General features: G+C 38.0%; 11 protein-coding genes. 4 read left to right on the top strand and 7 right to left on the bottom strand.

Annotated features, from left to right (window positions below; genetic code table 11):
• Positions 1-3 precede the first annotated feature (3 nt).
• The 5 genes from BLW74_RS13785 to hflX form a co-directional block, all read right to left on the bottom strand.
• Complete coding sequence (locus BLW74_RS13785; protein WP_089693078.1) at positions 4-672, bottom strand: hypothetical protein; 669 nt, start codon at positions 670-672, stop codon at positions 4-6.
• A gap of 130 nt (positions 673-802) precedes the next feature.
• Positions 803-1519 (bottom strand): DNA alkylation repair protein, encoded by a 717-nt coding sequence (locus BLW74_RS13790; RefSeq protein WP_089693080.1) that lies wholly within the window; start codon positions 1517-1519, stop codon positions 803-805.
• An 8-nt stretch (positions 1520-1527) separates the two neighbouring features.
• Positions 1528-2814 carry a cation:proton antiporter gene (locus BLW74_RS13795; protein ID WP_089693082.1) on the bottom strand — a complete coding sequence of 429 codons (1287 nt, stop codon included), beginning with the start codon at positions 2812-2814 and terminating at the stop codon, positions 1528-1530.
• A gap of 21 nt (positions 2815-2835) precedes the next feature.
• Positions 2836-3471: a DUF4919 domain-containing protein gene (locus BLW74_RS13800; protein ID WP_089693084.1), complete on the bottom strand. Its 636-nt coding sequence runs from the start codon at positions 3469-3471 to the stop codon at positions 2836-2838.
• Entirely contained in the window at positions 3471-4694 is a 1224-nt protein-coding gene (gene hflX, locus BLW74_RS13805) for a GTPase HflX (protein WP_089693086.1), read from the bottom strand. Before hflX ends, BLW74_RS13800 begins: the two co-directional genes overlap by 1 nt.
• Positions 4695-4886: 192 nt before the next feature.
• On the opposite strand from hflX, the gene BLW74_RS13810 reads away from it, so the two are divergent.
• Entirely contained in the window at positions 4887-5594 is a 708-nt protein-coding gene (locus BLW74_RS13810) for a LytR/AlgR family response regulator transcription factor (RefSeq protein ID WP_228424910.1), read from the top strand.
• Between the two features lie 570 nt (positions 5595-6164).
• Here BLW74_RS13810 and BLW74_RS13815 read toward each other — a convergent pair.
• The gene (locus tag BLW74_RS13815; protein ID WP_228424912.1) at positions 6165-6599 is read right to left on the bottom strand and encodes an META domain-containing protein; all 435 of its coding nucleotides are present in this window, start codon (positions 6597-6599) and stop codon (positions 6165-6167) included.
• 86 nt (positions 6600-6685) lie between these two features.
• Here BLW74_RS13815 and BLW74_RS13820 point away from each other — a divergent pair, with 86 nt between their 5' ends.
• From BLW74_RS13820 to BLW74_RS13830, 3 genes are all read left to right on the top strand, one after another.
• Positions 6686-8893 carry a S46 family peptidase gene (locus BLW74_RS13820; protein WP_089693088.1) on the top strand — a complete coding sequence of 736 codons (2208 nt, stop codon included), beginning with the start codon at positions 6686-6688 and terminating at the stop codon, positions 8891-8893.
• A 78-nt stretch (positions 8894-8971) separates the two neighbouring features.
• On the top strand, positions 8972-9448 hold the full coding sequence (locus BLW74_RS13825) for a YdeI/OmpD-associated family protein (RefSeq protein ID WP_089693090.1): 477 nt from the start codon (positions 8972-8974) through the stop codon (positions 9446-9448).
• A 122-nt stretch (positions 9449-9570) separates the two neighbouring features.
• Complete coding sequence (locus BLW74_RS13830) at positions 9571-10797, top strand: spondin domain-containing protein (protein WP_089693092.1); 1227 nt, start codon at positions 9571-9573, stop codon at positions 10795-10797.
• A gap of 85 nt (positions 10798-10882) precedes the next feature.
• Here the strand turns inward: BLW74_RS13830 and BLW74_RS13835 are convergent, their stop codons facing one another.
• Positions 10883-11173, bottom strand: a complete 291-nt coding sequence (locus BLW74_RS13835) for a hypothetical protein (protein ID WP_139265743.1) — start codon at positions 11171-11173, stop codon at positions 10883-10885.
• Positions 11174-11186: the final 13 nt, after the last annotated feature.

The following is an 11186-nucleotide window of genomic DNA, read 5'->3' on the forward strand; positions in this document are numbered from 1 at the left end:
AATTTATTGAAAAAGAATTGTGTTTTGTATTTGTTTTTTCTGAAGAATCAGATCCAGGATATCAGCCTCCAGCTTGAGTGCTTTTTTGTTGGGAGAAAGTACGTATGCATTATTGGTTTGAGATTTTACAGCGTTTTCAAACTGCATAATGGAAGTGTATTTTGCTTCATTAAAAACTTCCCTGTCTGCCTTGCTCATCTTGTCGTAATCTGCTTTGAAAGTATTGACTTTATTCCTTGTCAATGTCTTTTTTTCAAGATTCTGGCTGTAAATCTGGGTAGGAACCATTTTACCCAAAATTTTCTGAGCCTTCAGCTTCTCCAGGCCTGCGTTGATGTTTTCAATTTTTTTGAAATTACAGCTGAGTTTAATGATGTAGTTCTCAAAATCCATGGATGTTTTCACATTGCTGATGCCCGGAGTTCCTTTGAAAATTTTGGCAGCTTCATTGATTTTGTTTTCAATTTCGGCCTTTTTCGGAACTTTTTTTCCGTTAATGGTTTCCATTTTGGAGATGGAGGCAAGTCTTGTTTTGCTTTTGCTTGCGTTAAGAATAATAGTATACTCCCCTGTACCGTCGGCCTTTACATTCACTTTGTCAAGGATATCGAAACAGCTTGTAAGGAACAGCAAAGGAAAAAATAAAAGAAATAATTTGAGACAATTTTTCATGATTGGGTTTAAAGCCACAAAATTACTCAATTTTGGCCTTAAATTCTTGTAATCTTTGATCTTTGGGCATAAAATAGCTGTTTCCCGGTACTTTTTTAGGGAAAATACGGTGCTTTCTATATCTTATTTTTTAAACACGTCCTTTCAGATAATCCTGACGAAGGTCTTCATCCAGCTTTTCAATAGCATACCGAAGGCAGGTTCTGGGCATTTCTTTGTAATATTGATTCAGATAGCTGATGAGTTCTGCTTCATTTTTATTTCCCATTTCCCTTAATAGCCAGCCATTGGCTTTATGCATAAGATCATGAGGATGTTTCAGGTTCCTGGTTACGAATTCTTTGATAAGATCAAATGAGCCTTTCTTTATATAATGCATGGTTCCCACAACGGCTATTCTCTTATGCCACATTTCCTCAGATTCCGAAAGTTCTATAAGAAGGTTATCTTTCTGATTTTCGTACGCATATCTGCCCAGAATTTTATAACAGGAGGAATCTACCAGATCCCAATTGTTGACGTAAGGAAGATGATTCAGGTAAAAAGCAACTACCTCTTCTTTTAAGGCTTTATCTTTTGTTTTCTCAAACTTTGAAACCAGTATAAAAAGAGCTGTCAGCCTATGTTCGTGGTATTTCGAAGAAAGTAATATACTGAGTTCTTCTAAATTGATTTTCGAAAAATATTCTTTGGCCACAGAGCGCTGGTCCGGAACTGTTACGCCCAGAAACAGATCGCCTTCACCATATTCTCCTTTTCCTGTCTTGAAAAATCTCGGAAAGAATTCTGCCTTTTCAGGAACGGACAAAACAGCAAGTGCTTCCTGTATTTCTTTAACAATGCTCATATGACCATTTAAGCGTTTTCTTCTACAGCAATATTTTCCTGCTCTTCCTCTTCTTTTGCAATCTTATTAGGATTGGCTACTTTAGCAATGGTAAGCCCCTGAACAATGATCGAAAATACCACCACACAGTAAGTAATACTCAAAATAATCTCGCTGTATTCACTTTTAGGAATAGACATCGCCAGTGCAATGGAAACCCCTCCTCTGATTCCTCCCCAAACCAAAACTTTTACCGTCTGCGGACTGAAGCTTCTTCTGAGTGAGGTAAATTTTGTAGGTCCCCAAATGGAAATAAATCTTGCAAAAAGAACAACCACAATGGCTGCTAAGCCAGGAATCATAAAATGTCTGAGGTCTTTAATCATCAAAAGTTCAAATCCGATGAACAGGAATAATACGGCATTCAGAATTTCATCAATCAGTTCCCAGAATTTAATCAGATAATCCTGAGTAACAGATTTCATTTTGAAGCTTCTGTTGAAGTTCCCCATAAACAATCCTGCTGCAACCATTGTTAACGGTCCTGAAATATGCATCTGACGGGCAATAAGATAACCTCCCATCACTACAGACAGCGTCACCAATACAGAAATAATATAATCATCTACTTCACGCATCAGCCTTGAGGTAACCCAGCCAAGGAGCACTCCCAGCAGAAGACCTCCTCCGGCCTCTTTAAGCAAAAGCAGTCCGATGGTTTCAACACTCAGATCTACCTCTTTTCCTACTGCCAGCTGTAAAATTACGGTGAAGACCACAACTGCCATACCATCATTGAAAAGAGATTCACCCGCTACTTTTGTTTCAAGCGATTTTGACACATTAGCCTGTTTCAGCACACTGAGAACCGCTACCGGATCGGTAGGGGAAATCAAAGCTCCAAAAACAAGGCAGTAAATGAAAGGAAGCTTAACCCCCACGTAAGGAAGCAGATAAAACATCCCAAATCCTACCACAAAAGTAGAAATCACAACCCCTACCGTGGAAAATATCACTACAGGTCTGAACTGTTCTTTCAGGTCATTAATATTAATATGAATTCCTCCTGCAAAGAGCAGGAAATTAAGCATCGCGCCCATCAATACCTCTGTAAAGTCGATACCGTTCATAAGCTTGTGAAGATGTCCGAATGTTCTCGGCAGCACGGTTTCTCCAAACATTACCAGAAAGATAGAAACCACAATAGCGATTACCATAATTCCGATGGTGCTGGGAAGCTTTAAGAACCTGTAATTTAGATAGGCAAATATTGAGGCTAATACGATTAATGCTGAAAATGAATAATATAATTCCACTAAGTGTTTTTTATGTTAAGATTAATTGGTGAGTTCCAGATAAAGTATTTTGATATAGATCTTGCTGCCGTCTTTTTCCCAGACATCAAACATGGCATCCTGAGAAGCTTTTGAGCTCCTAGTAAAATCCTGGCCTATATTCAGAATGTTCAGCAGAATGTATTCGTCCCCGACAGAATTCACAACATAGGCTGTTTTTTCAGATTTTCCGTCCCCTGAGCTTTTTACTCCGTCTGTAAGTGCACGGAACTGGTTCAGGTGATGCATAAAGTTATTTCCATCTTTCACAGAGTCATAGGCTCTGAGCAGGATCAGCAAAATGTCAAGATTGGTAGGATCTTGGCCATAGAGTATCTTTCCCTGTTTGATACAATCTGCAAAATTATTCTGTTTAAAGGCATCTACAAGATTCTTAAACCGGTCTTCTGATGTGCTTACTTTATCATTTCTAAAATTTCTCCCGTAGTAAAGATATTGCGCTTCTATACTGTCCAGAGATTTTGGATATCCTTTATACTTAAAAATAAGCTTCTCGTAATGATAGGGAGAATCAGAACTTTTAAGACTTTTCTCAATAGCTTTTAGGTCTATTTTTGATTTCTGGCTGAACCCAAAAACCGAAAACAGAATGAATAAAAGGGAAAGGTGATACTTCATTAATGGCTGCTTTCTTCTTCGTCGTTGTCAAAATATTCGAAAAGAAAATCGTTGTACGGAAACCTTGAAATATGGATCTTCATGACTTCATCGTAGATCATTTTCTTCATTTCCGGGAAGTTTTCCTTGGTTAATGCAGAAATGAAAACCGTTGGATACTTTGATTTAGCCATCCACGTTTTTTTCCATTCTTCCAATGAGATATTTTTACGGGTAGATGGAGTAAGATCATCTTCATCCTTTTTCTCATAGCTGAAGTCGTCAATTTTATTGAAAACCATGATCATAGGTTTCTGATGTGCGTTAATTTCCATCAGGATATGATTTACAGATTCTATGTGGTCTTCAAAGCTTTCGTGAGAAATATCCACCACATGAATCAGAAGATCAGCTTCACGTACTTCATCCAGAGTGGACTTGAATGATTCTACCAGCTGAGTCGGCAGTTTTCTGATAAACCCTACAGTATCCGTAAGCAGGAAAGGCAGGTTTCCAATCACTACTTTTCTTACGGTAGTATCCAGTGTTGCAAATAATTTGTTTTCAGCAAAAACTTCAGATTTTGAAATGGAATTCATCAAAGTAGATTTTCCTACGTTGGTATATCCTACCAAGGCGGCACGCACTACTTTTCCACGGTTGTTGCGCTGGGTAGCCATCTGCTTGTCAATGGTCTTCAGTTTTTCCTTCAGCAAGGTAATTCTGTCACGGATAATACGGCGGTCAGTTTCAATTTCTGTTTCACCGGGACCTCTCATTCCAATACCTCCTTTCTGGCGCTCAAGGTGGGTCCACATTCTTGTCAAGCGTGGTAAAAGATACTGATACTGTGCCAGCTCCACCTGCGTTCTCGCATAAGAGGTCTGGGCTCTCTGGGCAAAAATATCAAGAATAAGATTGGTACGGTCCAAAATCTTCACTTCCATTTCTCGTTCCAGATTTTTAAGCTGTGAAGGAGAGAGCTCATCATCGAAAATTACCGTTCCGATTTCGTTTTCTTTTACATATTCTTTTATCTCAATGGCTTTTCCGCTTCCGATAAAGGTTTTGGAATCCGGCTGAGTAAGTTTTTGGGTAAAGCGCTTTTGTACGGTAGCTCCGGCTGTGAAAGCTAAAAACTCAAGTTCATCTAAATACTCCGTCAGTTTTTCTTCGTCCTGATTCTGGGTAATAACCCCTACTAAGACTGCTTTCTCATAGTTATGTTCTTTCTTTTCTAACATTAAGTTCTGTCTATGTTTATGATTTTTACAAGTTAATATTTTTCAGAAAAAAAACAAAATCAATTTTTATTTAATAACACTTTTTAAGATAAATTTAAGTTTGACCCTCAAAAATCTGCAAAAAAATCAATAACTTTATCTAATAAATTTCTGATTTTTAATTATTTAAAACGAAATTAAACCTCCGGAATCATGATTACCCATATCAGATGTATGATTATTGATGATGATGAACTGGACAGGCTGGTTCTTCAGCATTATATCAAGCAATATCAGACTATTGAAATTATAGCCTCTTTTGATTCTGCAGAAAAGGCTGTTCCCTATCTTGACCTCCCTATCGATCTTCTGATTACAGAAACAAATTTAAAAGGCATGAGCGGCCTTGATTTCCGGAAAATAGCTCACAAAATACCGGCATGTATTTTTGTAAGTTCCCATCCTGAGCTGGCGGCAGGAGTTTTTGAAATCAACACTTTAGATTTTATCACCAAACCTCTTACTGCAGAACGTTTTCATCACTCTATGGAAAGGCTGACCAATTTTTTTGAAATAAAAGAGAAATGTGAATGCTATGATGCCATGACAGGAGAAAACTGCCTCAAAATAAAGGAAGGCGGAAACATTTTACAGATCAAGATAAAAGATATTCTGTATCTGGAAGCGCTGAAAGACTACACAAGAATCATCACTCTTGAAAAGAATCACTGTATTCTGAATTCTTTGGGGAATCTTCTGCAAAAGAACTGTTTTGATTCTTTCGTCAGAATACACAGAAGCTTCGCCGTTCCCCGCCATCTTATCCGCGGAAAAAACTGTCACGAAATAGAGCTGGCTCATCACATAAAGCTACCTATTGGACGCAGTTACAAGAATAATCTTTCTTTTTTCAATCCCTGAAAAACCTTGGTAAGCATTCAGGAATAATTTGCAAAATGCTGTTGGTCGATTTTTTCTGCCGTTAGTCTATTTTTATACTATTCGATGGAGATAGGCAGTAATTTAGTCTTCCCAAAATCCCCCTGTCTCACCCTAAAAACGTTTATCTATGAAAGAAACATCTACTTAATTTCCCTGCTGTTTTCCAATATCATATGTTGATTCTTAGTTTTAGCATAAGCTCGATCTTCATCACTGAAAGAATGGAAATAAAGCCTTCTAACCTCCAGGTCTTTCTATAGAAAAGCTGATCAAAAACAATAATTTAAAGTTTGAAACTTAAAACAACAGTTTCAAAAAGCCTCAGTCTTCTCTTTTTTCACCAGACAAGCAGGTTATTTATTATAAATTCTAGGAACACAAATAAAAAATTTATTGGCTCCCCATTATATACAGGCACTTTAAAAAACTTTTCTTAAAAGCTAATAACCCCAAAAAACTAATACCCACAAAAGCTGATAACCAAAATAGATTTTTCAAACAAAAAGAAAGTCCGCCAAAAGCGGACTTTTTCTATGGTAAAGCATATCATTAGTCCCAATCGGCTGCTACAAATTTCATTGAATTTCCTTTATCATCATTTAACGTAAGAAAATGTCCTTCCACTGAATATTTTGTCATCATTTCAATTTTCTTCTGAAAAGAAGTTTCAAGCGCCATATCCCGGCAGGCTTTCATAGTGCTTATCCCCTTTGAAATTTTTACGCTTCCATTGCTTTTGAATTCAGTTACAAAAGACATTTGATTACATCCCATATAGGCACTTGCCTGAATTTTTCCATCTACCATATTGGCTGTCAGGTTCATTTCGGCCTTATTAGCTATCAACTGATCCTTTGAAAAACCATCTAACGAAACCAGCATCCATTGTCTTTGAAGAGCGGGATTTTTATTGGTTACTGAGGAACAATTCAAAACCATTCCTAAAAGTAAAACGGCAAAAAGTGATAACAGTATCTTTTTCATGCGGATTATCATCCCATTTTCATACCATTCCGGGACAGAATCTCGTAAAAATTAGTAAATTAGCGACACAAAAATTATTTTATAAAATGAAAAGACTATTTCTACTATTCACTTTCTTACTGGGCTTTGCTCAGATGAGGGCGGATGAGGGGATGTGGCTGCTAATGCTCATCAAAAGACTTAACGGTGTTGATATGCAAAAGGAGGGGCTGCATCTTACGCCTGAGGAAATTTATTCTGTGAACAATTCAAGCTTAAAGGATGCTATCGTAAGTTTCGGTGGTTTCTGTACAGGAGAGATTGTTTCTGATAAAGGACTTATATTTACGAACCACCACTGTGGTTATGGTGCGGTGGCGGCTGCTTCCACGCCAGAAAAAGATTATCTGAAGAACGGCTTCTGGGCAATGAAGCAGAAGGACGAGTTCAACGCAAAGGATCTTTATGTAAGATTTTTGGTGAGAATGGATGATGCAACGCAGAGAATCACTTCTAAGCTCAACAACAATATGACCGGAGCAGAGAGAAAAGCTGTTATTGATGCCGAAACAAAAGCGATCCAGACAGAAAACTCTGAAAACGGAAAATACACTGTAGTAGTAAAAGATTTCTTTAACGGAAATGAGTTCTACTATTTTGTATATCAGGATTATAAAGACATCAGACTGGTAGGGGCTCCACCTTCCTCTTTAGGAAAATTCGGAGGAGATACAGACAACTGGGAATGGCCAAGACATACTGCAGACTTCACGGTTTTCAGAGTATATGCTGATGCTGCCGGAAACCCTGCTGAATATTCTCCAAGCAACACGCCTTTGAAGCCTAAACACTTCCTTCCGGTTTCTCTTAAAGGAATCAAGCCTGGCGACTTCTCAATGATTCTGGGGTATCCTGGAAGAACAAACCGTTACCTGACTTCTTACGGAATTCAGCAGATGGTAACTAAAGACTACCCGGCTTGGGTTGAAGCTTCTAAATTGGCTATGGATGTAATGAAGAAATACATGGACAAGGATAAAGCGACTCAGCTTAACTATGCTTCTCAGTACGCGTCAGTAGCTAATTACTGGAAAAACAGACAGGGTACTATTGATGCAGTAGAGAAAAACGGAACCATTGCTGACAAACAAAAGATTGAAGAAACGTACAATAAATGGGCTGCAATGCCTGGAAATGATCAATACAATGGCGTTTTAGAAGATATTGGTGTATATTACAAACAAGTATCTGACAGAAATATTGAAAGAAACTATGCTTCTCAGTTTACCAGAAATGCTAAATATATGTCGCTTGCTCTACAGTTAGGGTCTGCACTTAAGGCATATGCCGCACAAGACATGCAGGGAAGACTGGCGATGAAAGCTAAAACTGAAGCTGCTATTAAAGCTGCCTATGAAAATTTCAATCCATCTCTTGAAGGAGAAATGCTTGCTGCAATGACAAGCCTGTACCAGGCCAGAGTTAAAAATCCGGAAGTGGCTTCTGCTACTATTTTAGGATTAGATGCTAAAAATGTTTCAAATTTAGCTTATTCATCAATCTTTGCAAATAAGACTTCTGCAACGAACTTCTTATTAAACCCAGATGCATTGAAGCTTGATGCTGATCCGCTTTGGAAAGCAGCGAACGGAATTGTTGCAGATCAAAAAATAAGCACTGAAAGATTTGTTAAAATAGATGACAATTTTGCAAAAAATAACCGTCTTTTCTTAGCAGGTCTGATGAAGGCAATGCCTGAAAAGAAATTCTACCCGGACGCTAACTCTACGATGAGATTAACATACGGTACTGTAGATAAATTACCGATCAGAAATGACAGAAACTATTTCGGTATTACTGATAATTATTATACCGATATGACTGGTCTTGTTGGAAAATACAAGAAAGGTGATGAAGAATTCGATCTTCCTCAGAGAGTGATTGATCTTTACAACCTTAAAGATTTCGGACAGTACGCTGATGCTGCAGGATATATGCCTGTGAACTTCCTTTCTAACAATGATATTACAGGAGGTAACTCCGGTTCTCCGGTAATTGATGGAGACGGAAACCTAATCGGAATTGCGTTCGATGGTAACAGTGAAGCATTAAGCGGAGATATCGTATTCGAGCCTGAATGGCAGAAAACGATCAACGTAGACGTTCGTTTCGTTCTTTGGACAATCGACAAATATGCAGGTGCAAGAAGATTAGTTGACGAATTGAAGCTTGTAAGAGGTGAAAATACGCCTGCCGATACAAAAACGAAGAACTCAGGTACTACAACCATGCCTAAGAAAATCAAGAAAAAATAATCTTATCTGATATATTTTTGAAAACCGTGAAAGTAAATTTCACGGTTTTTTTATTTTTGACTATTAAAATTTTCCATTATGAATCCTCAAACTATTGAATTCAAAGCTGTCATTCAGCAAAACGGAGAGATGAATGCTGCCTTTGTAGAATTTCCTTTTTCTACCGAAGAGCTATTTAATAAGAAAGGGCAGGTCAAAATAAAAGCACTGTTTGATGATAAAGTTGAATATCGTGGAAGTCTGGCCAAAATGAAATCGGATTGTCATATTTTAGGTCTGACCCAGGAAATCAGAAAGCAGCTGGGAAAAACTTTCGGTGACGAGGTCTCTGTTTCTCTTACGGAAGACAAAGAAGAAAGAGTGGTTGAAATTGCAGATGATATCGCTTCCGTTTTTAATGAAAATCCGGAGGCAAGAGCCTTGTTTGATAAAATGAGCTACACTCACAGAAAAGAATACATCCGCTGGATTGAAGAAGCCAAAAAACCGGAAACAAGAGAAAACAGAAAAATAAAAATGATCCGGATGATTCTGGATGGGAAAAAGGGGATATAATCTATACTCAAAAAATATATTTTAAAAAAAAATTGAACTAAGAAAATATTTTTTGTCAGGATCTCAAAAAGTAGCCGACTATAGTTACAGGTATCATTTATAACTATAAAAAATTTACTTTTATGAACAAGTTTATTTTCAGAACATCAATTTTAGCGGCAGCTACTTTAGCTGCATTTACCCTTTCTTCATGCAGTGATTCTAATGACGACATGATGATGGATATGGGTTTTCAAAGAAGCATCACTTTTGAAAATGTGGTAGCTCCTAAAGATTTTGTAGAAAGCGGCAGCTTTCAGGGGACCGGAACACCCCCTATTATTTTGCCGGGACAATCTGTTTCTGTTAAATTCAGTGCAGGAAAAACACAGGCTCTAATGTTTGCTACAATGTATGGTGCTTCAAAAGACTGGTTTTTTGCTTCTCAGCAGCCTGGCATCAAACTGTTTGACGCCAATGGAAATGCGATCACAGGAGATGTTTCTTCAAACGTAAGATTATGGGACAACGGAAGTAAAGATGATGCTACAGGACAGGTAGAAAGCAAGCCTATCATGCAGGTTCCCAATGTAAATGCTTCACAGCTTATGAAGCTCAATCTTGCTTACAATGATGTAACTTCAGAGTTCACTCTTACCATTACCAACACGTCCGGAGGAACAGCCAACGAAACTCCTTTTTCTCCTGGTGTATGGGCCGTTTCCAACTACAATGGATCTCAACTGCTGAACAGCGCTCCATTTTTTACCCCTAATGCATTATCAAATCCGGAAATCACCGATATTGCTCAAATGGGAAATATCAGCAAAATGATGACCAAGCTGAATGCGAACACAGGAATTATGACCGGACTTTCTCCTGCGTTAGTTGTGGTTTATCGCGGTGATAAAAACCCAATTTACGAACTGGGTCAATCAGACAGCGGAATGGGACTGAAGGATATTGCACAATTCGGAAACGTAGCCAAGCTTCAAAACAGCCTTAAATCTCTATCCGGCGTAAAAGGTGTATATATAGCAGGAAATGCCCCGGTAGCACCTGGAAGTAAAGTAACCACAAGCTTTAATGCTGAGCCGGGTGATAAAATTGCTTATGCAACGATGTTTGGATTTTCCAATGACTGGTTTTATGCCAATGATCAGAGTATTGATGCCAATAGTAAGGGAGACCTTAGCTCTAAAACCTCATTGTTTGATTCCGGGACAGGTATTGACCAATATCCTGGGGCTGGAAATCATCAGGCCTTATTTGGAGGAACTCCACAAAGTGAAAATAAAGTGATCTCCAAAGTAGGAAACCAATACCCGGTTCCTGCTGTTCAGAATGTTATTAAGGTAACAGTGAATTAATTTGCAGATAAACAAAAGGTCAGACAGTAATGTTTGACCTTTTTAATTCCGGTATAATCTACTGGAATTAATGGTAGAGGCTTGATTATAATTTCACCTTGCCTTCCAAATGTTGTTCTCCTCCTCCATTGGTAATGGTTATAAAGCCCTCGTAATGGCTCACTTTCACGCCAAGATCGTTATTTATTTCTTTAAAATAGCCTGCTTTTTCTTTATTATAGATCATATCTCCCTGCCAAATAAACTTTGCGCACCGTCCTGTTTTATTTTGAAAGGTAAGCGCTTTTAACGGATTTATAAATCCCCAGGATTTAAGATCTACCACTGCACTTTCATTAGCGGCAAAATCTTTTGATAATACAATAACAGTATTCATTTTTTTTCTTCGG

Origin of the sequence: Chryseobacterium culicis, from assembly GCF_900108365.1 — a bacterium.
In the GTDB taxonomy this organism is placed as follows: Bacteria; Bacteroidota; Bacteroidia; order Flavobacteriales; family Weeksellaceae; genus Chryseobacterium; species Chryseobacterium culicis.

Excerpts from the sequence above, each read along its gene's own strand:
- hflX (WP_089693086.1), bottom strand. The coding sequence starts at position 4,694 with ATGTTAGAAAAGAAAGAACATAACTATGAGAAAGCAGTCTTAGTAGGG.
- BLW74_RS13810 (WP_228424910.1), top strand. The coding sequence starts at position 4,887 with ATGATTACCCATATCAGATGTATGATTATTGATGATGATGAACTGGAC.
- BLW74_RS13830 (WP_089693092.1), top strand. The coding sequence starts at position 9,571 with ATGAACAAGTTTATTTTCAGAACATCAATTTTAGCGGCAGCTACTTTA.
- BLW74_RS13800 (WP_089693084.1), bottom strand. The coding sequence starts at position 3,471 with ATGAAGTATCACCTTTCCCTTTTATTCATTCTGTTTTCGGTTTTTGGG.
- BLW74_RS13785 (WP_089693078.1), bottom strand. The coding sequence starts at position 672 with ATGAAAAATTGTCTCAAATTATTTCTTTTATTTTTTCCTTTGCTGTTC.
- BLW74_RS13815 (WP_228424912.1), bottom strand. The coding sequence starts at position 6,599 with ATGAAAAAGATACTGTTATCACTTTTTGCCGTTTTACTTTTAGGAATG.
- BLW74_RS13790 (WP_089693080.1), bottom strand. The coding sequence starts at position 1,519 with ATGAGCATTGTTAAAGAAATACAGGAAGCACTTGCTGTTTTGTCCGTT.
- BLW74_RS13825 (WP_089693090.1), top strand. The coding sequence starts at position 8,972 with ATGAATCCTCAAACTATTGAATTCAAAGCTGTCATTCAGCAAAACGGA.
- BLW74_RS13820 (WP_089693088.1), top strand. The coding sequence starts at position 6,686 with ATGAAAAGACTATTTCTACTATTCACTTTCTTACTGGGCTTTGCTCAG.
- BLW74_RS13835 (WP_139265743.1), bottom strand. The coding sequence starts at position 11,173 with ATGAATACTGTTATTGTATTATCAAAAGATTTTGCCGCTAATGAAAGT.